The 25,035-nt window shown below is 42.8% G+C and carries 21 protein-coding genes, 1 tRNA gene and 1 pseudogene; 17 read left to right on the top strand and 6 right to left on the bottom strand.

All coding sequences use genetic code 11. The features are described 5' to 3' along the window. The 6 genes from dxs to spoIVB all read left to right on the top strand — a co-directional run bounded on the left by dxs (position 1) and on the right by spoIVB (position 7,234). Complete coding sequence (gene dxs, locus LG34_RS00165; protein WP_109214298.1) at positions 1-1,866, top strand: 1-deoxy-D-xylulose-5-phosphate synthase; 1,866 nt, start codon at positions 1-3, stop codon at positions 1,864-1,866. A 37-nt stretch (positions 1,867-1,903) separates the two neighbouring features. Then, positions 1,904-2,707, top strand: coding sequence for a TlyA family RNA methyltransferase (locus tag LG34_RS00160; RefSeq protein WP_109214297.1), 804 nt, complete (start codon positions 1,904-1,906; stop codon positions 2,705-2,707). 4 nt (positions 2,708-2,711) lie between these two features. After that, a complete protein-coding gene (locus tag LG34_RS00155) occupies positions 2,712-3,572 on the top strand; it encodes an NAD(+)/NADH kinase (RefSeq protein WP_109214332.1) in 861 nt (286 codons plus the stop codon). 80 nt (positions 3,573-3,652) lie between these two features. Then, positions 3,653-4,120: an arginine repressor gene (gene argR, locus LG34_RS00150; protein ID WP_431602593.1), complete on the top strand. Its 468-nt coding sequence runs from the start codon at positions 3,653-3,655 to the stop codon at positions 4,118-4,120. 18 nt (positions 4,121-4,138) lie between these two features. Continuing rightward, positions 4,139-5,815, top strand: coding sequence for a DNA repair protein RecN (gene recN, locus LG34_RS00145; protein ID WP_109214296.1), 1,677 nt, complete (start codon positions 4,139-4,141; stop codon positions 5,813-5,815). A 195-nt stretch (positions 5,816-6,010) separates the two neighbouring features. Beyond that, complete coding sequence (gene spoIVB / locus LG34_RS00140) at positions 6,011-7,234, top strand: SpoIVB peptidase (protein ID WP_181369236.1); 1,224 nt, start codon at positions 6,011-6,013, stop codon at positions 7,232-7,234. Positions 7,235-7,459: 225 nt separating this feature from the next. Here spoIVB and LG34_RS00135 read toward each other — a convergent pair whose 3' ends face one another. After that, positions 7,460-8,821: an MATE family efflux transporter gene (locus LG34_RS00135; RefSeq protein WP_109214294.1), complete on the bottom strand. Its 1,362-nt coding sequence runs from the start codon at positions 8,819-8,821 to the stop codon at positions 7,460-7,462. Positions 8,822-9,096: 275 nt separating this feature from the next. Here LG34_RS00135 and selD point away from each other — a divergent pair, with 275 nt between their 5' ends. From selD to LG34_RS00120, 3 genes are all read left to right on the top strand, one after another. Beyond that, positions 9,097-10,125, top strand: a complete 1,029-nt coding sequence (gene selD, locus LG34_RS00130; protein WP_109214293.1) for a selenide, water dikinase SelD — start codon at positions 9,097-9,099, stop codon at positions 10,123-10,125. A gap of 150 nt (positions 10,126-10,275) precedes the next feature. Next, positions 10,276-10,899: a sulfurtransferase-like selenium metabolism protein YedF gene (yedF, locus tag LG34_RS00125; RefSeq protein ID WP_109214292.1), complete on the top strand. Its 624-nt coding sequence runs from the start codon at positions 10,276-10,278 to the stop codon at positions 10,897-10,899. An 89-nt stretch (positions 10,900-10,988) separates the two neighbouring features. Further along, positions 10,989-11,906, top strand: coding sequence for an AEC family transporter (locus tag LG34_RS00120; protein WP_109214291.1), 918 nt, complete (start codon positions 10,989-10,991; stop codon positions 11,904-11,906). 236 nt (positions 11,907-12,142) lie between these two features. On the opposite strand, the gene LG34_RS00115 is transcribed toward LG34_RS00120, so the two are convergent. The 4 genes from LG34_RS00115 to LG34_RS00100 form a co-directional block, all read right to left on the bottom strand. Next, a complete protein-coding gene (locus tag LG34_RS00115) occupies positions 12,143-12,712 on the bottom strand; it encodes a sugar O-acetyltransferase (protein WP_109214330.1) in 570 nt (189 codons plus the stop codon). A 147-nt stretch (positions 12,713-12,859) separates the two neighbouring features. Next, a complete protein-coding gene (locus tag LG34_RS00110; RefSeq protein ID WP_109214290.1) occupies positions 12,860-13,801 on the bottom strand; it encodes a DMT family transporter in 942 nt (313 codons plus the stop codon). Positions 13,802-13,871: 70 nt separating this feature from the next. Continuing rightward, entirely contained in the window at positions 13,872-14,180 is a 309-nt protein-coding gene (locus LG34_RS00105) for an ArsR/SmtB family transcription factor (protein ID WP_109214289.1), read from the bottom strand. A 103-nt stretch (positions 14,181-14,283) separates the two neighbouring features. Next, entirely contained in the window at positions 14,284-16,722 is a 2,439-nt protein-coding gene (locus LG34_RS00100) for a heavy metal translocating P-type ATPase (protein ID WP_242979756.1), read from the bottom strand. A gap of 257 nt (positions 16,723-16,979) precedes the next feature. Here LG34_RS00100 and spo0A point away from each other — a divergent pair, with 257 nt between their 5' ends. Further along, positions 16,980-17,771: a sporulation transcription factor Spo0A gene (gene spo0A / locus LG34_RS00095; protein WP_109214288.1), complete on the top strand. Its 792-nt coding sequence runs from the start codon at positions 16,980-16,982 to the stop codon at positions 17,769-17,771. Between the two features lie 105 nt (positions 17,772-17,876). Next, positions 17,877-19,310: pseudogene (gene glgA / locus LG34_RS00090) on the top strand (glycogen synthase GlgA); the annotation flags it as partial. Positions 19,311-19,964: 654 nt separating this feature from the next. On the opposite strand, the gene LG34_RS00085 reads toward glgA, so the two are convergent. Beyond that, positions 19,965-20,864, bottom strand: a complete 900-nt coding sequence (locus tag LG34_RS00085) for a DUF5688 family protein (protein WP_256385904.1) — start codon at positions 20,862-20,864, stop codon at positions 19,965-19,967. 333 nt (positions 20,865-21,197) lie between these two features. Between LG34_RS00085 and LG34_RS00080 the strand changes: the two genes are divergently transcribed. The 6 genes from LG34_RS00080 to LG34_RS00055 all read left to right on the top strand — a co-directional run bounded on the left by LG34_RS00080 (position 21,198) and on the right by LG34_RS00055 (position 24,946). Further along, positions 21,198-21,270: transfer RNA gene (locus LG34_RS00080), tRNA-Thr, on the top strand. Between the two features lie 144 nt (positions 21,271-21,414). Continuing rightward, positions 21,415-21,858 (top strand): VOC family protein, encoded by a 444-nt coding sequence (locus LG34_RS00075; protein ID WP_109214285.1) that lies wholly within the window; start codon positions 21,415-21,417, stop codon positions 21,856-21,858. A gap of 14 nt (positions 21,859-21,872) precedes the next feature. Beyond that, entirely contained in the window at positions 21,873-22,325 is a 453-nt protein-coding gene (locus tag LG34_RS00070) for a phosphate-starvation-inducible PsiE family protein (RefSeq protein ID WP_109214284.1), read from the top strand. Continuing rightward, on the top strand, positions 22,297-23,223 hold the full coding sequence (locus LG34_RS00065) for an acyltransferase domain-containing protein (RefSeq protein WP_109214283.1): 927 nt from the start codon (positions 22,297-22,299) through the stop codon (positions 23,221-23,223). Before LG34_RS00070 ends, LG34_RS00065 begins: the two co-directional genes overlap by 29 nt. 147 nt (positions 23,224-23,370) lie before the next feature. Beyond that, positions 23,371-23,877 carry an RNA polymerase sigma factor gene (locus LG34_RS00060; RefSeq protein ID WP_109214282.1) on the top strand — a complete coding sequence of 169 codons (507 nt, stop codon included), beginning with the start codon at positions 23,371-23,373 and terminating at the stop codon, positions 23,875-23,877. After that, a complete protein-coding gene (locus tag LG34_RS00055; RefSeq protein ID WP_109214281.1) occupies positions 23,861-24,946 on the top strand; it encodes a DUF4179 domain-containing protein in 1,086 nt (361 codons plus the stop codon). Before LG34_RS00060 ends, LG34_RS00055 begins: the two co-directional genes overlap by 17 nt. Positions 24,947-25,035 lie beyond the last annotated feature (89 nt).

Here is a 25,035-nt window from a genome sequence, read left to right as displayed (position 1 = left end):
ATGTCGGTATTAGATCGAATTAATCAACCAAATGATATAAAATATTTAAGTGAGACGCAGTTGGAAGAATTGCCCGGAGAGATCCGGCAGTTTCTGATCGAGCATCTTTCCAAAACCGGAGGGCATCTGGCATCCAATCTGGGTGCTGTGGAGCTTACGATGGCGTTGCATCTGGTGTTGAACTTTCCGGAGGATAAACTGATCTGGGATGTGGGACATCAGTCTTATACACACAAGATCCTGACCGGACGGAAGAATGAGTTTGACCATCTGCGGCAGTTAGATGGCATGAGTGGTTTTCCAAAACGGTCGGAAAGTGACTGTGACTGCTTTGATACAGGACACAGCTCTACATCCATTTCCGCAGGACTTGGATTTGCAAGAGCCAGAGATTTGCTTGGGGAAGACTACAATGTGGTTTCTGTGATCGGAGACGGTGCATTGACCGGTGGTATGGCATTTGAGGCATTGAACAATGCAGCAGAGCTGAATACCAATCTGATCATTGTATTAAACGATAATAAGATGTCTATTTCTGAAAATGTGGGAGGACTTTCCCAACATCTTGCTTCTCTGCGAACCGCAGAGGCATATCAGGAATTTAAGTCCGGGGTACACAGTTCTCTGGAGCGTCTGCCGTATGGTGAACGTGTGGTGCGCAGAATCCGCAAGACAAAAAGCAGTTTAAAACAGCTTCTGATTCCGGGTATGATCTTTGAAAATATGGGAGTGACGTATCTGGGACCGGTGGACGGACACAATCTGAACGATATGGTTCGGATTTTGCAGGAAGCAAAGAAGGTCAACGGACCAGTAGTTGTACATGTACAGACAGAGAAAGGACTTGGCTATCTGCCGGCAGAAGAACATCCGGCGCATTTCCATGGCACAGGACCGTTTGATATTGCGACTGGAAAAGCTTTGGCAAAAAAGGAAAAAGCAACCTATACCGATGTGTTTTCTACGGTAATCTGTAAGATTGCTGCAAAAAATGATGAAGTTGTGGCAATTACGGCTGCTATGGCAGACGGTACCGGTTTAAAACGGTTCCGTTCGGAATATCCTGCCAGATTTTTTGATGTGGGAATTGCGGAAGGACATGCAGTCACTTTTGCAGCAGGACTTGCGGCAGCGGGACTGCATCCGGTATTTGCGGTGTATTCTTCCTTTTTGCAGAGGGGATTTGACCAGGTTGTACATGATGTCTGTATGCAGAATCTCCCAGTTGTATTTGCCATTGACCGTGCAGGTCTGGTTGGTGCAGACGGTGAGACGCATCAGGGCGTGTTTGATCTGTCCTATATGGGAATGATCCCGAATATGACGGTGCTTGCACCGAAAAATAAATGGGAGCTTGCAGATATGCTTCGGTTTGCATTCCGGCAGAATGGACCGGTGGCAGTGCGGTATCCGCGTGGAACTGCCTATGACGGTCTGAAAGAGCACCGTGCACCGATCTGTTATGGAAAGAGTGAATGGCTCTGTGAAGAAATGCAGATTGCGATCTTTGCCGTTGGAAACATGGTAGAAGAAGCTGTGAAGGTACATGAGATCCTTCATGAGAGAGGCTATGACTGTTCGCTGATTAATGTCCGTTTTGTAAAACCGCTGGATCAGGAAACACTTCTGAAAGCAGCAAAGGAGCATTTGTTGATCGTCACCATGGAGGAAAACGTTTTGCGTGGTGGTTTCGGTTATGCAGCAGCAGCTTTCTTAAGTGCGTCAAATGTGAATACAAAAGTACTTCATTTCGGCATTGACGATCAGTTCGTACAGCATGGAACGGTTTCCCAGTTACATGAGCGGATCGGTCTGGATGCACAGAGCATGGCAGAGAAAATTATTGAGACATACAAAACCATTTAGGATAAAAAATTAGGATTAAAGGATATAAAAAACGAAGATGAAAGAAAGACTGGATATATTACTGGTAAAAAGAAATCTGGCTCCTTCCAGAGAAAAGGCAAAAGCAATGATTATGGAAGGAAATGTATTTGTCAACAATCAGCGGGAAGATAAAGCAGGTTCCTCTTTTGATGAAAATGTCCCGATTGAGATTCATGGAAACACGTTAAAATACGTCAGTCGTGGCGGTCTGAAACTGGAGAAAGCCATGAATGAGTTTGATCTGACGTTAGAGGGTGACATTTGTATGGATATCGGTGCTTCCACCGGTGGTTTTACGGACTGCATGTTACAGAACGGTGCCACAAAGGTATATTCTGTGGATGTCGGATATGGACAATTTGCCTGGAAGCTGCGTCAGGATCCGCGTGTGGTCTGCATGGAGAAAACCAATATCCGTTACGTGACACCGGAGGATATCGATGATGTGCTAGATTTTGCATCGGTGGACGTTTCCTTTATCTCACTGACGAAAATTTTAGAGCCTGCAAGAAATCTCTTAAGAGACGGCGGACAGATGGTTTGTCTTATCAAACCACAGTTTGAGGCAGGACGTGAAAAAGTCGGCAAAAAAGGCGTGGTCAGAGACAAGGCAGTACATCTGGAAGTGGTAGAGCGCATTGTATCCTTTGCGCTGGAACACGGATTTTCCGTGCTGCACCTTTCCTATTCTCCGATCAAAGGACCGGAGGGAAATATTGAGTATCTGGTGCACATCCAGAAAAGCGAAACTGCGACAAAGGAGGAAAGCGTTGATCCGGTGGCAGTCGTAGAAGCTGCACATGCAGAGCTTGATAAGTAATATTATGAAAAAGTTTTTTATCATCACAAACGAACATAAAGATATGAATCTGGCAGTTACCAATGCCATTTCCGATTATATTATTGCAAAAGGTGGAACCTGCACCCATTATGTTAGCACAAAAACCGGATGGAGTGAGCGCAATCTTCGGCGTTTTGAGCAGTCCGACATAGATGCGGATTGTATCATTGTGCTTGGCGGTGACGGTACACTGGTACGGGCAGCCAGAGATATGGCAAGTATTGGGATTCCGCTGATCGGTGTCAATATGGGAACGTTAGGTTATCTGTGTGAGCTGGAGCGAAGCACGGTATTTGATGCCATTGACAAGCTGTTTAACGATCAGTATGAGTTGGAAGAACGCATGCTGATCGCGGGAAGTGATTCCAAGGATGATGCGGGTAAAACAACATTTGCCCTGAACGATATTGTGATCCATCGATGCGGCATGCCGCAGATCGTCAATCTGATCGTGTCAGTCAATGGAGAGTATCTGGCAACTTACAGCGCCGATGGTATCATTATTTCCACACCGACAGGATCTACCGGTTACAGTATGTCTGCGGGCGGTCCGATCGTCGATCCGAAAGCAGATCTGATGCTGATCACGCCGATCAATCCGCACAGTGCACTGGCAAAAAGTATCGTAGTCGGATCAGATGCGGAGATTGACGTCATTCTGGCAAAACGTCGCCAGGAGGAGGACGAGGAGGCAGAGGTCAGCTTCGATGGAGACCGCTTTGTGCATATGAAAGTCGGAGACAGTATTCATATTAAAAAAGCGCCGGAATCTGCAAAGATTCTGAAGCTGAATCAGTTAAGCTTCTTACAGATCCTGCGAAAAAAAATGCAGGAGATTCATTAAAAACGGCAAAGACTGGGTGAATATGGAAAGACAGAATATATTTGATGTAACACATAGGGATTAGGTATGTGAGACATGCTATGGAGGTGCCAGAAGTGAAAGCAAAACGGCATGCAAAAATATTGGAAATTATACGGAAATATGATGTGGATACGCAGGAGGAACTCTGTGTCCGGCTTAATGAAGCAGGATACAAGGTGACACAGGCAACGGTATCCCGTGATATCCGGGAATTAAAGCTGACAAAGGTAGCAATCAAAGGAGGAAAGCAGAAATATACTTCCCTCTATGATGCGGGACAGGATCTGGAGGAAAAATACAGACGTGTCTTCAAAGACGGTGTGATTTCTCTGGATATGGCACAAAATATTCTGGTGATCAAGACGGTTTCCGGAATGGCCATGGCAGTTGCGGTTGCTTTAGATGCCATGGACTGTAATGAGATTGTCGGCAGTATTGCGGGGGATGACACCATTATGTGCGCGGTGCGTACGGTGGAGGATACAGCTGCACTGATGCAGCGGCTTCGGGGACTACAGAGAGAGTAGAAGGAGAGAAGTAGGAGTATGTTATTAAACCTGCATGTGAAAAATCTTGCACTGATCGAAGAATCAGAGGTGACCTTTGGATCGGGACTCAATATTTTATCTGGTGAGACCGGAGCCGGTAAATCCATTATTATCGGTTCCGTGAATCTGGCACTGGGTGGAAAGGTCTCCAAGTCCATGCTGCGGGAAAATGCAGAATTTGCGCTGGTGGAGCTGATTTTTTCTGTGGAGCATAAGGTACAGGAAGCGGCATTGCGTGAGCTTGAGGTATATCCAGAAGATGGCGAGATCATCATGAGCCGAAAAATCTATGCCAGCGGACGCAGCGTCTGCCGGATCAATTCAGAAACGGTTTCTCAGGCACTGATGCGAAAAGTGGCATCACTGCTCATTGATATTCACGGACAGCATGAGCATGAATCACTGCTGGCAAAGCGAAATCATATGAAGTATCTGGATGCCTATGCAAAACGGGAGCTGGAAGCACCAAAAGCAGAACTGACAAAAGAATATGAACATTATACCGAGATTCGGAAAAAACTGGAGGAAGCCTCTCTGGATGCGGAGCAGCAGGCAAGAGAGATTTCCTTTTTGCAGTATGAGATAGAAGAAATCGAAAATGCAGATCTTCGAATCGGGGAGGATGAGGAGCTGGAAGAAGATTACCGGCGGATGTCCCACGGACGAAAGATCATGGAATCGGCGGCAGAATGTCAGGAACTTTGTTCCGAAGGCAGCGATAATGCGGCAGATCAGATCGGACGTGCTGTACGTGCACTGCACGCAGTTTCTCAGTTTGACGAATCTTTTGCGGCTTTTTCAGAACAGCTGGAAGAAATTGAAAGTCTGTTCAGTGATTTTAACCGAGATCTGGCAGGATATGTGTCGGAACTGGATTTTTCCGAGGAAGCATTTCAGAGCGTGGAAGAACGTCTGAATCTTATTAATCATTTAAAGGCAAAATATGGAAAAACGATAGAACGTATTTTGCAGGAAAAGCAGACAAAAGAGGAAAAACTGGATCAATTACAGCATTATGAAGAATATCGGAGCGAATTAGAGGGAACATTAAGAAACAGCGAAGCTACATTACAGCATTGCTGTGAGACAGTAACGGATATTCGAAAAAAATATGCAAAAGAGCTGTCAGACCAGACCAGACAGGCATTGCTGGATCTGAATTTCCTGGATGTACAGTTTGAGATGGAATTTGGCAGACTGGATCATTATACCGCAAATGGATGGGATGAGACACGGTTTATGATCTCCACGAATCCGGGAGAACCATTGAAGCCTCTGGACGCCGTTGCTTCCGGTGGTGAGTTATCCCGAATCATGTTGGCATTAAAGACGGTTCTGGCAGAAAATGATGAGATCGAGACACTGATCTTTGATGAAATTGACAGTGGAATCAGTGGCAGAACGGCACAGATGGTAGCGGAGAAGATCAAGCTTACCGGAAAGAATCATCAGATCATCTGTATTACCCATTTACCACAGATCGCTGCCATGGCAGATCATCATTTTTTAATTGAAAAAACTTCCAGTGCAGATGTTACCATTTCCAATATCCGAAGTCTGGACCGCGAGGAAAGTATTCAGGAACTTGCCCGAATGCTTGGCGGCGTGAAGATTACGGATGCGGTGTTGACCAATGCGAAAGAGATGAAAGAAATGGCAGATGCGGTAAGATAATACCTGTGTGAAATCATTTAAAATTCATATAATAAAAACAGAAAGATACCTGTAAAAGGGTATCTTTTTTTGAATGCGTGTAATAATTGCGAGAAAAAGAAAAGGTGATGGATAACATAGCAAGAAAAAATTGATTTTTAAATATTTCGGACATAAGAGAAAATTCCTTTAGAAAGATGGGGGGGTGACATGCAGATGCTAAAAAAATATCAAAAATACAGAAGAAAAAGCTTCCTGTTTTTCTGTGTGATACTGATCTGTTCGGCATATTTGTGGCTGGTGGATGCCATTCCGGATACCATATCCATTTTACAGGGGGAAGAAGTGGCGCTGGCAGAAGGTTTGCCGGTGACAACGAAGCTTGAAACTACGGACGGTACGATAACTTCTTCCGGAAACATAAACGGCAGCAGTTATGAGGTTTCCTGCCGATTATTCGGGATTATTCCGGTAAAGTGCGTGACGGTGCACATTGTAAAAGAAACACAGGTGATTCCCTGTGGGACACCGTTTGGAATTTATATCCACACGGATGGTGTTCTGGTGGTGGATATCAGCGATATTGTGCAAAATGGCATAACAGTGGAAAGTCCGGCGGCGCATATTTTGAAATCGGGTGATTACATTACGGCAGTGAATGGAACGACGGTATCGGAGAAAGAAGAATTGCAGCAGGCGGTAGCAGAAAGTGGTGGGGAAGTCTTGTGCCTTTCTGTAATGCGGGATGGCGAATCACTGGAGTGTGAACTGCGTCCGGCATTAAATGATACGGGAAATTATCAGCTTGGTATCTGGGTGAGGGATGATCTGGCAGGAATCGGGACGCTGACTTATGTGGAGGCTGCGGGGAGATTCGGTGCATTAGGGCATGGAATCACGGATGTTGACGTGGAGCATCTGGTCAGTATGCAGTCAGCTACTGCCTATCAGGCGCAGATTCTCAGTATCATTCGCGGAGAGAAAGGTTCTCCCGGAGAGCTGGTGGGACAGATTTACTATAATCATGCCAACGAGATTGGAGAAATTACAAAAAATACAAAAAATGGAATTTTCGGTCGATTAGAAGGCTTGCCGGATGTTTTGCAGGAAGCGTCTGCCATGGAGATTGGATTCAAACAAGAAATCGAAACCGGTCCGGCACAGATTCTGGTAACCTTAGAAGATACGCGCCAGCTTTATGATATCACGATCACAGACGTGGATCTGAATCCACAGGAATCCAATAAAGGCATTGCCTTTCAGGTGACGGATGATACGCTGATTGAGAAAACCGGAGGTATCATTCAGGGCATGAGCGGTGCGCCGATTTTGCAAAATGGAAAAGTGATCGGAGCAGTGACACATGTTTTTGTCGATAATCCGACGAAAGGGTATGGCATTTTTATAGAAACGATGCTGGAACAGGGGAGCAGTGAATAAGGTACGAAATAAAAAGCCATATAATAATTTATGAATAACACAAAGGTAAAAAAGAGAAAGCATAATAAAAAAGGCAGAATGAGATAGAAGAGGGGGAATGCGTGCGAAAAGTGACAAATCAGTTTCCACTCCAAAGCCTATGTATCAACTTTGGAAGTGTACTTCTGATCATCTCAGTCTGAGTTGAGACTCCCCTTTGCGGGATGACAATATGTAGTAAAATTTTTAGCTGGCAGCGATATTGCCGTTTCGTTTTCGCTCAATGTTGCGCATAACGAACAGATAGGAAACACCGGTGAACACGGCAGCAGCGATCCATGCGGCAGGATCACCAAAACATGCCAGACGGAAATTTAAAATCTTCATGGCAGCGACAGAAACCACCAGTCGTGCAAATAATTCTGCCACACCGCCCATCATCGGCAGAAAACCGTAACCGCAGCCCTGCATGGTATTGCGGAAAATGAAAATCGTGCTCAGCGGAATAAAGAACATAGAACACATGTACGCATAAGTCTGCGCCCACGGAAGCATTGTTGCCATATCCACATCACCGGAGAAAAACAGATGCAGGGATGGTTTTAACAGGGAACACATCAGTGCAGCGACTGCAACGGCATAGATCAGCGCGATCCAGAGTGCGGTTTTTACACCTGCTTTGATTCGTTTGATATCGCCGTAGCCAAAGTTTTGACCACTGTATGTCGCCATGGTCTGTCCCATGGCGATCATTCCCTGCATCAGCAGACTTTGCAGTTTTCCGGTAGCGGTAAAAGCAGCAACTGCTGTGGAACCAAACAGGTTGATGGCAGACTGCATGATCATGGTTCCGGAAGATGTGATGGCAAACTGTAATGCCATCGGAATGCCTGCTGCCAGCTGATTTTTCGTATCAATACGTGATAATTTCCACTGGTTACGCTGTGGCTTCAGATCCGGGATCTTACACCAGATGTAGATTGCACAAAGTAACGCAGAAATAGCCTGAGCTAAGTTGGTTGCCCATGCAGCACCGGACACGCCCATATGGAGCCGGATGATGAAAAACAGATCCAAAATAACATTTAAGCAGGCAGAAAATACCAGAAAAAACAGCGGTACTTTACTGTTCCCGACTGCCCGCAGATACGCAGACAGCAGGTTGTAAAAAATATTTGCCACAATGCCGGCAGTAATGATCATAATATAGGAATAAGCATCATCAAAAATATTTTCCGGCGTGTTCATAACCGTCAGCAGCAGCTTCATCAGAAACAGGCAGGAAAAAGTCAGCAGCAGCGTAAAGAATATGGATAAAAATATGCCGTTTGCAACCGCACGTTTGACACCGTTTTCGTCTTTGGCACCATATCGCTGCGAGATCAATATGGAAAAACCGGCGGTAATTCCCTGGGAAAAGCCGGTGAGCAGGAACATGATCGTTCCGGTAGAGCCAACGGCAGCCAGTGCATCGGCACCGACATAACGTCCAACAATAATAGTATCTACCATGTTGTAAAGCTGCTGAAACACATTTCCAATGATCAGCGGAATGGTAAATTTCAGGATGACCGGGAGTGGTCGTCCTTTTGTCATATCTAATTGCATGTCAAAATCTCCTTAATATAGTAAATAGTATGTCGTAAATTTCCAAATGTCTATGATATTTTTTTACAAGATATATGTTATGAAAAAATCAGTGTATTCTTGCAATCTTAAAAAATTCCGCCCCCTATTATATCGCATTTATTGAGAATTTCAATATAGAATTTGCATTGATAGGAAAAAACTTTTGTGCAAAAATGGGGATGTTTGTTATAATAAACATAACAACTGTTTTATGGAACAAAATCCGGAAATTATGATAAGGAGTGGATGGTAATATGGGAGAAAAAATTACGTTTTGCCGGGGTGGAGGCTGCACGGCAAAGCTTGGTGCGGGCATTTTAAGCCGGGTGCTGGAGCGACTGCCGAAGGGACCGGAAGATCCGAACCTTCTGATCGGATATGACAGCAAGGATGACGCGGCAGTTTATAAAGTCAGTGATGACATTGCGATTGTACAGACCCTGGATTTTTTTCCGCCGATGGTGGAAGATCCGTATACTTTTGGAAAAATTGCGGCGACAAATGCCCTCAGTGACATTTATGCCATGGGCGGCGAAGTAAAAACGGCGTTAAATATCGTCTGTTTCCCGGAACAGATGGATCTGAATATTTTAGGAGAGATCATGCGCGGCGGTTCTGAGAAAGTGATCGAAGCCGGTGGAACGCTGGCAGGAGGACATTCCATCAATGATACGGATGTGAAATACGGTCTGTCTGTAACCGGAGTGGTGCATCCGGATAAGATTTATCCGAATAACGGCGGCAATCCGGGAGATAAGCTGATCCTGACCAAAAAACTTGGTGTCGGCATCATCTGTACTGCTAATCGTGTACAGGAGGCATCCGAAGATGCAATGGCAGCGGCAATCGAATCTATGACAACCTTAAATAAATATGCGTCTCTGATCTGCCGGAAGTATGACATTCATGCCTGCACAGATGTCACAGGATTCAGCTTTTTGGGACATCTGCATGAGATGATGGATGGCAGATTAAGCTGCCGGATCGATGGAAGTGCTGTTCCGGTATTTCCGGAAGCATTAGACTATGCGGATGAATTTTTGCTGACAGCAGCGGGACAGCGGAACCGAAATCATGTTCAGGAACATGTGAAATTTGTCAATGTGCCGTTTGCCATGGAAGAAGTCTTATATGATCCGCAGACTTCCGGTGGCTTGTTGGTGTCTGTTTCCCGTGAACAGGCAGAGGCGCTGCAGCAGGAATTGCAGGAAGCAGGTCTGTCCGCGGCAATTGTCGGTGAAGTGCTTGAAAAAAGCGAGACAGAGATTACTGTGACGATGTAGGGGTATCCTGTAATAACAGAAGCTGAAAAATAATGAAAAATTGTAACTCAGAATAGAAAATATGTGAAACAAAGAAGAAAAGATAGTGTAGAATAACCTATGAAAAATGAGTCAAAGAAAAAGGCTTAAGAAAATCAGGAGGAAAATGAAATGATCAAAGTAGATGCAATGGGCGATACCTGCCCGATCCCGGTAGTAAAAACAAAAAATGCCATCAAAGAGTTAGGTGGCAGCGGAGAAGTACAGACACTGGTAGACAATGAGATCGCAGTTCAGAATCTGACCAAGATGGCAAACCAGAAAGGCTATGGTGTCAGATCTCAGAAACTGGGAGAAGGTCAGTATGAAGTTATTATGACAATTTCTGTGGACGGAGAAGCATCACAGGCAACAGAAGAAGCAGAGGAAAAAACGGTTTGCTATCCGGATGCACGAAAGAAAAATACCGTAGTTGTATTATCATCATCTACTATGGGAAACGGAGATGATGAACTGGGTGCTATTTTAATGAAGGGATTTATCTATGCATTAAGCCAGCAGGAAGAACTTCCGACTACTATTTTGATGTACAATGGCGGCGCCAAAATTTCCTGTGAGGAATCTCCGTCACTGGAAGATCTGAAATCTTTAGAAGCACAGGGCGTGGAGATCCTTACCTGTGGTACTTGCCTGAACCATTATGGTTTAACAGATAAATTGAAAGTCGGTGAAGTCACAAATATGTATGTGATCGCTGAGAAGATGACACAGGCAGATCTGATCGTAAAACCATAAAAACAGTTAGTATCGCGAAAGTAATTACTGTTCAAATGTTTCCATAACTGCTATACTGAAAACATTGTGAAATGGGAGGATTAGTTGTTATGGAAATTATGCAGATACTTTTTAAACAGATTTTCCTGATGTTCATCTATATGATGATTGGATTCACTCTTTATAAAAAGAAGATGATCACAAAGCAGGGAAGTAAGGAACTGGCAACACTGTTACTGTACGTGATTTTGCCGATGGCGATCATCAAGCCGTTTATGATAGAATTTGATTACGACAAGCTGGTTGGTCTTGGAAAATCTTTTGTGATAGCAGTCGTAGCACTGGCATTATCCATGCTGGTTGCAAAACTGATTTTTGGAAAAAAACATCCGATGGAAAACTTCTGTGCAGCGTTTTCCAATGCCGGTTTTATCGGAATTCCGCTGACACAGATGGCACTTGGAGAAGAAGCCGTTTTTTATATCGCGATCTTTGTTGCGTTATTGACTGTATTACAGTGGACGTATGGTGTTATGATCATCACCGGAGATAAAAGTGTCGTTTCTCCGAAGAAAATTGTGACAAATCCGATCGTTATTGCGGTTGTTATCGGAATTATCCTGTTTTTAATTCCGGTGCAGGTTCCACCGATCGCAACGACAGCAGTCAGCTCAATTGCAGTGCTGAACGCGCCGGTTGCCATGATCGTACTTGGTGTATATCTGGCACAGACAAAACTGACAGAGCTTTTTACCACAAAAATCGTATATGTGGCAACGGTTGTTCGTCTGGTAGTAATCCCGATGCTGACGATTGCGGTATTATCGCTGTTCCCGTCCAGTTTTCAGGATGTACGTCTGGCAATTCTGATCTCTGCATCCGCACCGATTGGAACCAATGTGGCGATTTTTGCACAGTTAAATGGTATGGATTACACCGAAGCAGTGAAGAATATTTGCTTTAGTACGTTGTTGTCGATTCTTGCAGTACCGCTGATCATTGGATTTGCAAATTTTGTATGGTTATAAAATGGGTATGATCATAGAAGTGAACATGAAATAAAAAGAAAAATAAAGAAATCCCGTCTGATTGGAAGAGTGAGCAGCTATAAAAATTTGCTCATTTCCAGAACAGACGGGATTTTTTGTACAAAGGTATTAGTTTTTGGTAAATCGTAAGCTAACAAAGATCTGTAATAATCTCTGATAAGAACATAGTGTATCTTAACTCCTGAAATACGAAATGTTATTTTATAATGTTATTGTTATTCTGTATAGCGGATAATCTTTGCCGGATTTCCAACAACAACCGCGTTGTCCGGAACATCCTTTGTCACAACAGAGCCAGCACCTACAACCACGTTATTACCGATGGTGACACCCGGAAGAACGACACAGTTTCCGCCAAACCAAACATTGTCACCGATGGTGATCGGTTTTCCATAGACATAGTTGGCAACTCTGGTCTTGGAATCCATCGGGTGGTTGACGGTATACAGACAGGTCTGTGGACCCATCAGACAGTTATCGCCGATGGTGATCGGAGCCGCATCCAGCATTACACACTGGAAATTTGCAAAAAAGTTCTTGCCGACATGGATATGAAATCCGTAGTCACAGTGGAAAGGCGGTTTGATAAAAATATCATCATCGCAGTCACCAAATAATTCTTTTAAAATAGAAAGACGAAGCTCCGATTCATCCTCTGTGGTAACATTAAAGCGGTCTGCCAGCCGACGGGCATGTTTCTTCAGTTCACCGATCTTTTCGTCACTGTTCCAGAACATTTCACCGGCTTCCATTTTTTCAAATTCTGTACGGTTATCTTTTTTCATTTCCATGATAAGACTCCTTTTTATAAATTTTGCGTTATAGTATTTAAATTGTTTTTCTGATGTAAAAAAAAACGTTGTCATGCAGAAATTTCAAATCTGTTTACGACATATTTGCGTATTCAAGTACATTCCGTAATGTGAAAAACATTAGTCTGCACGGCGTTTTCGAAGTGACTGTACCGGAATCTGAGCCAGTACGACAGCAACAAAAATCAACAGGCAGCCAAGTAATTCCCTTCCACTTAAGTGCTCATGCAGGAGTACCCAACCGCCCAGAACGGAAAATACTGATTCCAGACTCATCAGCAGAGAAGCAACCGTCGGGTTCAGACCTTTCTGACCAATGACCTGCAGGGTATAGGCAACTCCGGAGGAGAGAATACCGGTATACAAAAGTGCGATCAGTGCCGTCGGTTCTGCAAATTGTGCCAGCATCGCCGGAACATTTGCAAAGGAATGCTGCAGATCCACGAAAAATGCCGGGATCAGGGAAACAATACCTGCCACCAGAAACTGTGTGCAGGATAGTTTGATTCCATCCACCATCGGGGAAAAATGATCCACACAGAGGATATGTAAGGAAAAACCAAGTGCACAAAGCAGCAGGAGCAGATCTGGAAATTCTAACGTAAAAGAGCCATTCATACATAAAAGATACAGTCCGATCAGTGTAAGAACTGTTCCAATCCAGATATTCCATCCACATTTTTTCCCGAGAAACAGTCCGAGTAACGGTACGATAATGATATAGCAGGTGGTCAGAAAACCCGCTTTTCCGGCAGTGGAACCGTAAAACAGTGCCAGCTGCTGCAGTGTACTTGCGATACCGAGAATAAATCCACAGGAGAGTCCTCCCATCAGCAGGGCGTGGCGGTTTGCCGGTTTTGCCTCATTTGAACTTGTTGCATTTTTTTTATTCATAAGAAAAATCACCGGACATAAGACAGCGGCACCCAGCAGAAAGCGGATGCCGTTGAATGTATAAGGACCGATTGATTTTCCACCTTCGCTCTGTGCGACAAAAGCAATTCCCCAGATAAATGCTGCAAGTACCAGCAGGAGAGAATTACGTTTTTGTAATGGTTTCATAATCTCATAATCCCTTCATTTTCAGTTTTTGTCATACTTCGTATATTTTGTATGCATTACAGGATAACACTTATTCGCATACATGTTCCAGTCCCTGTGCCATGATCGTTGCGACATGATCATCGGCAAGAGAGTAGTAGATGGTTTTTCCATCCCGGCGAAATTTTACCAGTGCGGACTGCTTGAGAATCCGCAGCTGATGAGAAATCGCACTCTGTGTCATGGACAGCGAATCTGCAATGTCCTGCACACATAATTCCTGCTTGGAGAGAATTGCCAGAATGCGTATTCTGGTTGGATCTCCAAACACTTTAAACAGATCAGCAAGCTGATATAACGTTTCATCATTGCTGGAATCATCCATATTTGATATACCCATTATTTCTTCCCTCCAAATTGAAATTATTTTAACATACTGTTCTTATTCTAACGGAAAATGAAAAACAAGTCAAATTTTATTCCGTAATTTTATCCGGTAATGATCAGGATTTAATCTTGATGTAAAGTGCACGGATGGAGTTCAGTACACAGATCATAGCAACACCAGTGTCCGCGAAAACTGCCATCCACATGTTTGCATGTCCGGTCAGACCAAGGATCATAACGGCAATCTTGATAACCAGTGCAAATACAACGTTCTGGATTGCGATCCGGTTGGTTGCACGGGAGATCAGGATGGACTGTGGAATTGCTTCCGTAGATGAAGTCATAAATACGACATCTGCTGCTTCGATGGCAGCGTCAGCACCACTTCCCATTGCTGCTCCGACATCGGCACCTGCCAGAACCGGAGCATCATTGATACCATCACCGACAAACATAACGGAACCATATTTGCTGCGGATTTTTCCAAGTTCGTTTAATTTTCCTTCCGGAAGAAGTTTCGCATGTACTTCGTCAATTCCGGTAGCAGCAGCAACTGCATCTGCACCGGACTGGGAATCTCCTGTCAGCATTACGGAGTGCAGACCGAGTTTTTTCAACTGACCGATAGCGGAAACAGCATCAGATTTGATCGTATCGGAAATAACCATATATCCGGCGAATACACCGTTTACTGCCATAAATACTTCTGCACCGTAAGATGCATCGGAAAGATCCGGCATAGCAATCTGATATTTAGCCATTAATTTATGATTACCGCATAAAACAGTGCCATGACTGGTTTTTGCAACAATTCCGTGTCCTGCGATCTCAGAAAGTTTTGCAGGTTCTTCGATGTTGAGTCCTTTTTCTTTGGCAGCGGTTACAATGCTGACTGCGATCGGATGTGTGGAATAATGTTCGCATCCGGCACAGAGTGCAAGCAGTTCATCTTCAGACAGATCGCCGACAGATACGGTTTTCTGTAATTTAAAGTTACCTTCTGTGATGGTTCCTGTTTTATCCATAACAACAGCGCCAAGTTTGCTTAAGGATTCCATAGAAAGACCACCTTTGAACAGGATGCCTTTTTTGGAACCGGCGCCGATACCGGAGAAGAATGCCAGCGGTACACTTAATACCAGAGCACAAGGACAACTCATTACTAAGAAGGAAATTGCGGTGTAAATCCAGTAATTCCAGTTTCCACTTACTAGGGACGGGATTACGGCAACAAGTACAGCGGCAATAACGACGCAAGGAGTGTATACTTTTGCAAATCTGGTAATAAAACGGTCAAGTTTCGGTTTGCTTGCGGCAGCGTTCTCCATAGATTCCAGAATACGGGAAACCATAGACTCAGATAACGGTTTTTCTACACGCATTTTTAACTGACCGGAAGTATTGACACAACCGGAAGTGATCTCATCACCAGCAGATACACCAACCGGAACCGGCTCACCGGTGATCGGAGAGGTATCCAGACGGCTTTCTCCTTCAATGACGACACCGTCCAACGGGATTCTGTCACCTGGACGGATCAGCAGGATATCACCAACGTTTGCATCTTCGGCAGGAATGACAGTTGTGTCATTGCCGGATACAAGGTTTACAACTTCCGGACGCATATCAACGGCATCCATGATTTGTCCACGGCTGCGCTCAACAGCTTTATCCTCAAAAAATTCACCGATACGATAGAAGAGCATAACACCAACTGCCTCCGGGAAATCGCGGATTGCAAAAGCAGCAAGTGTTGCAACACCCATCAGGAAGTTTTCGTCAAATACCTGACCGTGGGAAATGTTTTTTGCAGCTTTTACCAGAATTTCTCCACCAAGGATTACATATGCAATCGCAAAAACAATAAAGGTAGCTAATGTGTTGTCAATAGTGTGGTTTAAAATAACACCGATGGCAAAAAGAATCGCACCTGAAATAATGCAGCCAAGTTCTTTTTTGTCATCGCCTTCTTCCTCATGGGAATGACTTTCGGCAGAAGCCTGTTTTTTCGCTTTTTCCAGTTCATCACGGGCAACAACTTTTACTTCTGATTCAATAGAAGCGCAGATTTTCTGAACTTCCGGTAAAAAATTGTCCGGATCTTTTGCTGAAAGACGTAACTGTTTGGTTGTATAAGTAATGGTAGCAGCAGTTACACCCGGAAGATTGTTAATTTTTTCCTCCATTTTAGCGGCACAGTGCGCGCAGCCAAGATTCTGCAGGATGTAGATTTTGCTGTTTCCGGTATGAACACGCTCCACATGATGTACTTCTTCATGGTGGTGATGGTGATCATGGTCATGACAGCCGCAATCGCAGTCATCATCGTCATCGTCACAGCAGTCACAGTCACAATGATCGTCATCGTGATGGTGGTGATGATGGTGTTCATGGTGATGATGATGGTGCTCATGCTCCTCATGCTCATGATGATGTTCGTGTTCTTCATGATCGTGTTCGTGTTCGCAGCAACCGCAATCACAGTCATCCTCATGCTCATGAACAGATGCAGTATTTTCGAGTTCATTCATATCGTCATGTAATGTATCTTTCATAAGAACCTCCCTAAATTATTGTTGAACATGTGATTATTTATTCATATGAGTATTAAATCATATGAACTACTACTTGTCAATAGTGAAATGGATTTATACAATGTAAAAATTGCAAAGAAATTATTCCTATAGTAACATATATAATTATATTATAGATGATTTGGAATCTGTCTTGTATTGACAATTCTCGACAAAAAAATGTCGTATCTAATCTTTATAATGTATTTGTTCGCAAAAAATATCATTAGGAGGTAAGTATGGAAAAGCTAAATGTCGGAATTGCAGATGATAATGAACTGATTGTAAGTCTGCTGTCAGATATTGTGGCACAGGATGAAGAATTGCGAGTGGTTGGAACTGCGCGGAATGGAGAAGAAGCATATCAGATGATAAAAACAAAACAGCCGGATGTGGTATTATTGGATATCATTATGCCAGAAATGGACGGGCTTGCTGTTATGGACAAGATCAAAAGAGATAAAACCATCAAAAAGAGCCCTGAGTTTATCATGATAAGCGCGATCGGAAAAGAGGGTATCACAGAAGATGCGTTTCAGATGGGAGCATCTTACTACATAATGAAACCTTTCGCGAAAGATGTGGTCGTAAACAGAATAAAAATGATCAAACATCGTGAGAAGCGGAAAAGTTTTCAGATACGAAAAGCAGTTCCTTATGAAAGTCAGGAACAACTGATGAAACGAAATCTGGAAAGCCTGGTTACGGATATGATTCATGAGATCGGCATTCCAGCACATATAAAAGGATATCAGTATTTACGCGACGCGATCATTATGTCTGTAAATGATATCGAAATGTTAAATTCCATTACAAAGATTTTGTATCCAACAATCGCTAAGAAATATCAGACCACAGCCAGCAGAGTGGAGCGTGCGATTCGACACGCCATTGAAGTGTCCTGGAGCCGTGGAAAAATGGATACCATTGATGCGCTGTTTGGATATACGATCAACAATGGCAAAGGAAAACCGACAAATTCAGAGTTTATTGCATTGATCGCTGACAAAATTCGTCTGGAAAACAGTTAAAAAGAGACGGAAACGGGAAAAACCGATAAAATTGGTTGGTGAGGTCCGGTAAGTGTGCTATAATGTTTTTAAAATATGACCTACAATGAGGATTGGGGGAACAGGATGAAAAAAATATTATTTGCATCATCAGAGGCGGTACCGTTTATCAAAACCGGCGGTCTTGCTGATGTCGTAGGATCTTTGCCAAAATATTTTCCAAAGAAAGAGTATGATGTGCGTGTCGTGGTTCCAAAATACATGTGTATGGACACGAAGTATACCGAAAAAATGAAACTTGTTACAGAATGTCAGGTTCAGTTAAACTGGCGTACACAGTATGCGGGTGTGTATGAACTGCAGGAGGACGGCGTTACTTTTTATTTTATTGATAATGAGTATTATTTTGCAGGACCTGCACCATACGGTCAGATTTATCAGGATGCGGAGAAATTCGGATATTTTTCCAAGGCAGTACTGACGATCCTGCCGGAAATCGGTTTCCAGCCGGATATTATTCATTGTCACGACTGGCAGACCGGTCTGATCCCGGTATTTTTAGAGGCACAGTTTCGACAGAATGAGTTTTACCGCTACATGCGTACAGTATACACCATTCATAATATGAAGTTTCAGGGACGCTGGTATGTGGATGCCATCCGCGATGTGACCGGACTGGACAGTTCTTACTTTACCATGGACAAGCTGGAAAGTTATGGAAATGCCAATCTGTTAAAAGGCGGTATTGTGTATTCTGATTATATTACAACCGTCAGTGAGACTTATGCCAAGGAGATTCAGTCTACCGAAGGCGGCGAGGGACTGGATGGACTGATGCGGGCAAAATCTTTTGTACTCTCTGGTATTGTAAACGGACTGGATTACAAAGTTTTTGATCCGAAGACAGATCCGGCGATCGCACAGCATTACAAAGGAAATGTTACTTCTTATAAGAAAGCAAACAAACTTGCGCTGCAAAAAGAGGTCGGTCTGGAGCAGACAAATGATAAATTTCTGATCGGAATGGTTTCACGTCTGACAGATCAGAAGGGCTTTGATCTGGTGGATTACATGATGGATGAGATCCTTGGGGACGAGCGTATCCAGATCATAGTACTTGGAACCGGAGAGCAGCGATATGAAGATATGTTCCGCTATTTTGCACAGAAATATCCGGGACGGGTTTCTGCAAATATCTGCTATTCAGAAGATTTTGCACACCGTATTTATGCAGGTTGCGATGCATTTCTGATGCCGTCACTGTTTGAACCGTGCGGACTCAGTCAGCTGATGAGCATGCGTTACGGAACAGTACCGATGGTTCGTGAAACCGGCGGTCTGAAAGATACCGTAGAGGCATATAATGAGTTTGAACATACCGGAAATGGATTCAGTTTCCATAATTATAATGCACATGAAATGCTGTATATGATCCGTTATGCCGCAAAAATCTATTTTGGTTATCCAAAAGAGTGGGAAGAAATCATCAAGCGTGGCATGGCAATGGATTATTCCTGGAGTGCTTCTGCAAGCAAGTATGCTGAAATCTATGAGGGACTTTATAAACGGAGTGAAGAAGACCGTCAGCGCGATCACAAATGGCAGCAGGAGTATGAAGAACGTGAGCAGAAACGTCTGGAGGCAGAACTTCGTGTAAAATTAATGATGGAAGCTGAACTGGCAGAGCGTGAAGCTGCACTCAAAAAAGCAGAAGAGGAAGCTGCATTAAAAGAGGCAGAGAAAGAAGCTGCACAGAAAGCTGCATCAAAAGAGGGAGAGAAAAAAGTTGCACAGAAAGCTGCTTCAAAGGAGACAGAGCAGGAAGCCACACTGAAAACTGCTGAGAAAGAAGCAGCAGAAAAGCAGACTGGCAAAAAGAAAACTTCTGCATCAAAAAAACAGTCTGCAAAGACAACAAAAACAGGAACAACATCATCTGCAAAGAAAACAACAACGCAGAAAACCAGCAAAAAGTAATTTTTGCAATATTCTGCTGTAAATGAATTTTTTACACATTCGGCGGAGTCAGGAAATGAAAGCTTATAAAAATACGCAGAAAAATATGTCATGCGTTGCATGAGGCGTATCCTGCAACAAGAATGTTAATGGATTCTTGAATTTTCCTGTTCCGCCGGATTGTGTATATTATGATTATGTGAGTTGGAAAATCCACTTACAACTATGATGTTATAAAATGGAAAGATGGATCATAGATTACATCGTTATTTCGTTCTTGCGGCGGGAGTAGTAGTAAGCATGTGTGGAGAGAATTTCATCGTCCATAAGTTGAGAATCATTCACTTCGCGCACCATATCAGACAGTTCTCCGTAGCAGTCATTCTCCAGCGTCGGAACAAGAATGACCTCATGGATACTGCTTGGGAGAATATAGAAATCAGTCTGTGATTCTTCAGAAAAATGCTTTAACAGATCTTTGTAGAGCAGACATGTAGCACCAAACAGGTTCGTTTCGTTTGTGAGTACGAACATTGGATAGGGAGATGGTCTGGACACGGTTGGATCAGGATGCGTGAGCCGTCCGGATAATTCATAAATGACATCATTCATATCATACAGTTTTTCCGGCAAAATCTTCTGAGTATTGTCTTTGGCGATCTGAAACAATTCTGTCGTTGTGATATTCCAGTTCTTTAAATGGGAATGATGGATCAGGATTGTTGCATTGCCGGTCGTAAAATCCATGGAGATCAGACAATAAAATACAATTGCCAAATCCAGAAAACGGATATGAGGAACCTTTTCCAAAAGTTCTTTGTTTCGCTCATAATGGATCAGCTTCATGGCAATTTTGTCCCGGATATTGTCAAAATCCGTGAAAAAAGACGGATCAATCTTTTGGGAAGGCTTATGTCGGTGATAATCGCTGAGCAGGGACTGATAAACATCATTAAAACTGATGCCGTGGTTATAAGAATCATAGTAATAATTCAGATAAAGTGTCGGTGAAATATTACAGTCGTTTTCCATAATCGTAAGTCCGTCAAGGACAATGCCATTATTTTTGGAAACCTGCTGGATCGAGATGCGTTTTGGATCGGGAATATCGTGCTCCAAACGCTCCATGATGACTGTCTGAAAAGTGTTATATTGCATATTAAGTTGAAAAAGAAAAGACGATCAGATGTTTACTGTGGGCTAAAGATAACACAGCTTTTTCTAAAAGGCAAGATGGCATATCTGCCAAAATACAGGGTGTCCACAGACCGTTAAAAATTCCCTAAAATGGCAGAAACTGCGTAACTACGGGAAAAAGTCGATTGGCACATTTGTACAAAAATGGGATTTTTTGAAAAATTAGAAAAAATTCGAAATGGCATGAAGTGTGACAGAAGAACAGAATTTCTCAAAAAAATTCTCAAAAAGTTTATAAAAATATGAAAAAAGGCTTGCAATGAAATTGAAAATCTAATATAATTCTTTGTGCATGCTTCGATGGCTCAGTTGGTAGAGCAACGCATTCGTAATGCGTGGGTCGAGGGTTCGAGTCCCTTTCGAAGCTTGTGAAAATCCCGGTTTTTCAACCGGGATTTTTTGTTTGATAGATTCCGGTATGAATGGTACTTGCGCGGACCTGTGTTTTTCTATATACTGAAAACAGTAAGTGATGCAGGACAGGGATTTATAAAGAGGGAGGAAGCAAAAAATGGCAGTAAAAATTAATGGAATCAATCACTGTGCGATCAGTGTTGCAGATATTGAGGAGACGATTCAGTGGTATTCAGACGTATTTGGATTTACCGTAGTCAATCGATCTGAAATTCCGGGAGCAGGAATCAAAGTAGCGCATTTACAGGGTGTAGGATTTTTGCTGGAGGTATTTGAGGCTCCTGGAGCAAATCCATTGCCGGAGGACCGCAGAGTACCGAACAGAGATCTGATGACACACGGAAACAAACATATGTCTTTTGGTGTTCCGGACGGAAGAAAAGCGAAGGAAGAACTGGAAGCGATGGGCGTGGAGATCGCTATGGTAGCGGAAGTAGATGACACCTATGGCGTGTTTATCCGTGACAATACAGGAAACCTGATCGAGATTTTTGAGGAATCCGGTGACGTGGTATTTAATCAGCATAAAAATCAGCAGTAAGGATGCGTGAAACTATGGGATCAAAAATCAGAAGAATGATTGACCGGGCAAGTGAGCTTCTGGAGCTGGCAGTCAATATTATCATTATTATTGCAGTAATCGTGGCGGTTATTTCCCTGTGGAAACCGTTTATGGAATTTGTGCAGAACCGCGAATCTGCACATGCTTTTTTGGATTTTTTAGGATATGTGTTAAACGTTCTGATCGGTATTGAGTTTTTCAAGATGCTTTGCAAACCGGATGTGGATACCGTTCTGGAAGTTGTAATGTTTGTCATTGTCCGTCATATGGTGGTACTTGAAACAAGCTCGGTGGAAAATCTGCTGACCATTGTCGGTATGGCGATTATTTTTGCAATTAAAAAATTCCTGAAAGAACCGAAAAAAGAGAAGTTGAAAACGGTTTCGGAGGATGAGTCTGAAAGAGTAAGAGGGTATAATGAACAATTACAAAACAGACAAAACTGAAATCTGTCACGATTGGCAGGAAAATTTAATAGCATTCTCAAAAGAACATGAATTCCCAGCGGAAGCGGTAGAATTACTTTCAAATTCATTAGAATTGATTATCAAAAATGAACATTTGTATCATGTGTTTACTGAATGGGAACAAAAATACTGGGAAAATCCTGATTTGGATTATGTGTTACTTCAGAAAATATCAGAAGATTTTGATGGAGAAGAAGGTATTTCGAAATATACTTTTGATTTATTATTTATGATCGGAATCAGCAGACGAACATGGGAACTTTATCAGAAGCGGGGAATCAGCAGGGAGATTTTTCATGATTCTATGGCAGATATGCACTGGAAGTTGTTGGAGTGTCATCAAATGTATGACATTTGGGGAACGTTTGTGATGCATTGGTTTCCATGGTGGTTCCAGTTAAAACGTTTTGCACTGGGAAGGCTTCAATTTGAATTGATTAAATTTGATGACGAGTATGAGAAAGATGGTCTGATATTACATAAAGACAGTCCGGTGATAAATGTGCACATTCCATCTTGTGGAAAATTGGATTACACAGAAGTTCAAAAATCCTATGAAAAAGCTGCTGAGTTTTATCGTACAGAATTTATGGAGCATCCGTTGGTGTTTGTATGTGAATCATGGTTATTGTTCCCGGCAAATAAAGAAATTTTACCGGAACAGTCCAACATTCGCAGATTTTTGTCAGATTATGACGTGTATCGTACCAGAGAAAACAATAATGATCTGTGGCGGATTTATTATGGCGCGGAGCAGAATGATTTTGAAAATCTGCCAGAGAATACCGGATTGGAGCGGGCATATAAAAAATGGCTGCTGAGTGGTCATATGGCAGGGCAATCATGGGGCGTGTATCGATATGAAAAGGAAATGTGATATATCCAAAATAGGATCTTGTGATAGCTGGTGAATTTTTCGCCAGCTTTTCCAATTTTTGTGATATTTCAGTGTGCGCGATTGTTTTATTAGTGAAAGAGATATCTCTGGAACAAACAGATAAACAGAAGTAAGTGGGGAGTGCAGATGAAAGAAATAAATGAGAATCGTGTACTGGAATGTTACCAGAAGTATAAGGACACTGTTTTCAAGCTGGCATATTCGTATTGCAAAAGCGTGACGCAGGCAGAGGATGTTTTTCAGGATGTATTTGAAAAATTTATGCAGAAAGCACCGGATTTTTCGGACGAATATCATGAAAAAGCATGGTTTATTCGGGTAACGATCAATGCATGTAAAAATGTGTTGAAGCTGAAATGGAATAAAGAGCGTGTGCAGTATGAGGATTATATGACGCCGGAAAAAGTTTCCGAAAAACCGGAATATGAACTGCTTCGTCAGGCGGTGCTGGCGCTTCCGGAAAAATACCGGTTACCGATTCACCTATATTATTATGAAGAATATTCTGTGCGGGAAATCGCAGAGATTCTTCAGAGAAAGGAATCTGCCGTACAGACACAGCTTCAGCGCGGAAGAGAGAAAATCCGCAGATCGCTGACAGAGAAAGGAGTATCCTATGAAACTGAATCATGAATCCTATGAGAAAGCATTTTCAAATATCACATTAGATGATCGTATCGGTATGGAATTATTATCAAATGCAAAGGTTAAACGATTGCGTAGAAAGAAAAAAATTACGTCACAGGTGGCAGCGGCTATCATTTGTCTGGTGTTGGCAGGAGGAGCAGGAACCGGAATCTGCTATGCACAGACAGGCACAGATCCGATTCACTTTTTTGCAATGATGTTTCAGCATGCTTCTATGGAAGCTGTTTATCAGGTCGCAGATGGTTTTGTAGAAAGTGATCAGAGCTTGACGGATGGAAATGTGCGGGTTACATTGGATTCTTATTTTTATGATAAGGAAAAAGGCATTATCATATCGAATGTGACGTTTGCTACAATCGATGGTTCTGATTTTTATACTAAGGACGAAATGGATGCTTACAGAGCAAAAGGTGAAGATACAGATGATGAAATTTTAAGATCAATGATAGTAGGAGATTTTGGTGTTGATTCTGGTTCTTCTGCCAATACAGGGAATGATGCGATTATGATAGAAAACGGTCACACGTTCCATTATTATGCGATTATTACTGATATGAATGGAAGAAAAAATGCATCCGATCAGCTGGTGATTCGTGGAAATAATAAGACAGGCGTGCTTGGTACATTTAAACTGGAGCCAACCGGAGATATCAAAGTGGTTGATCTGAATGTAGAAAAAAATACGGCATGTGATACGGTTCAGATTACTGGCGGCTATCTGAAAATTTGCTGGAACACAGATGCTACAGATGATGTGTCAACAGAATCTTTGGAACCGCTTCCATTTTCAAAGGTAGAGGTTACCATGAAAGACGGCATGATCTATCGTTATCAGAAACTAGATTCTGCATGGATGAAAGATGGGGATCATACCATGGATAAAGAAGAACAGGTCTATTACGCAGAAGAAGAGGGCGTTACAAAAATCTTTAGTGGCTCTATTGTGATGGATAATGATAATAATCAGAGCGACTGGCTGATGAGATTCCCGGATTTTATCAATGTTGATGACATTGTTTCGGTGACACTTGATGGACAGGAAATCATGAAATAAAAAACTGACAGTTAGTCCGGCACAACAGTAAAGAACAGTAAAAGACATTCAAGTCGAACGCACGTGAGACTTGGTGCGTGATTCTGGTC

Origin of the sequence: Eubacterium ramulus (assembly GCF_003122485.1) — a bacterium.
GTDB lineage: Bacteria > Bacillota > Clostridia > Lachnospirales > Lachnospiraceae > Eubacterium_I > Eubacterium_I ramulus_A.
Note: the sequence above shows the minus strand (reverse complement) of the source record. Positions and strands in the feature narration are given on the sequence as shown.

Excerpts from the sequence above, each read along its gene's own strand:
- LG34_RS00105 (WP_109214289.1), bottom strand. The coding sequence starts at position 14,180 with ATGGGTATATCAAATATGGATGATTCCAGCAATGATGAAACGTTATAT.
- LG34_RS00120 (WP_109214291.1), top strand. The coding sequence starts at position 10,989 with ATGGAAATTATGCAGATACTTTTTAAACAGATTTTCCTGATGTTCATC.
- LG34_RS00110 (WP_109214290.1), bottom strand. The coding sequence starts at position 13,801 with ATGAAACCATTACAAAAACGTAATTCTCTCCTGCTGGTACTTGCAGCA.
- LG34_RS00135 (WP_109214294.1), bottom strand. The coding sequence starts at position 8,821 with ATGCAATTAGATATGACAAAAGGACGACCACTCCCGGTCATCCTGAAA.
- argR (WP_431602593.1), top strand. The coding sequence starts at position 3,653 with ATGGAGGTGCCAGAAGTGAAAGCAAAACGGCATGCAAAAATATTGGAA.
- spo0A (WP_109214288.1), top strand. The coding sequence starts at position 16,980 with ATGGAAAAGCTAAATGTCGGAATTGCAGATGATAATGAACTGATTGTA.
- LG34_RS00160 (WP_109214297.1), top strand. The coding sequence starts at position 1,904 with ATGAAAGAAAGACTGGATATATTACTGGTAAAAAGAAATCTGGCTCCT.
- dxs (WP_109214298.1), top strand. The coding sequence starts at position 1 with ATGTCGGTATTAGATCGAATTAATCAACCAAATGATATAAAATATTTA.
- LG34_RS00155 (WP_109214332.1), top strand. The coding sequence starts at position 2,712 with ATGAAAAAGTTTTTTATCATCACAAACGAACATAAAGATATGAATCTG.
- yedF (WP_109214292.1), top strand. The coding sequence starts at position 10,276 with ATGATCAAAGTAGATGCAATGGGCGATACCTGCCCGATCCCGGTAGTA.
- spoIVB (WP_181369236.1), top strand. The coding sequence starts at position 6,011 with ATGCTAAAAAAATATCAAAAATACAGAAGAAAAAGCTTCCTGTTTTTC.
- LG34_RS00100 (WP_242979756.1), bottom strand. The coding sequence starts at position 16,722 with ATGAAAGATACATTACATGACGATATGAATGAACTCGAAAATACTGCA.
- selD (WP_109214293.1), top strand. The coding sequence starts at position 9,097 with ATGGGAGAAAAAATTACGTTTTGCCGGGGTGGAGGCTGCACGGCAAAG.
- LG34_RS00075 (WP_109214285.1), top strand. The coding sequence starts at position 21,415 with ATGGCAGTAAAAATTAATGGAATCAATCACTGTGCGATCAGTGTTGCA.
- LG34_RS00065 (WP_109214283.1), top strand. The coding sequence starts at position 22,297 with ATGAACAATTACAAAACAGACAAAACTGAAATCTGTCACGATTGGCAG.
- LG34_RS00070 (WP_109214284.1), top strand. The coding sequence starts at position 21,873 with ATGGGATCAAAAATCAGAAGAATGATTGACCGGGCAAGTGAGCTTCTG.
- LG34_RS00055 (WP_109214281.1), top strand. The coding sequence starts at position 23,861 with ATGAAACTGAATCATGAATCCTATGAGAAAGCATTTTCAAATATCACA.
- LG34_RS00115 (WP_109214330.1), bottom strand. The coding sequence starts at position 12,712 with ATGAAAAAAGATAACCGTACAGAATTTGAAAAAATGGAAGCCGGTGAA.
- LG34_RS00085 (WP_256385904.1), bottom strand. The coding sequence starts at position 20,864 with ATGCAATATAACACTTTTCAGACAGTCATCATGGAGCGTTTGGAGCAC.
- recN (WP_109214296.1), top strand. The coding sequence starts at position 4,139 with ATGTTATTAAACCTGCATGTGAAAAATCTTGCACTGATCGAAGAATCA.
- LG34_RS00060 (WP_109214282.1), top strand. The coding sequence starts at position 23,371 with ATGAAAGAAATAAATGAGAATCGTGTACTGGAATGTTACCAGAAGTAT.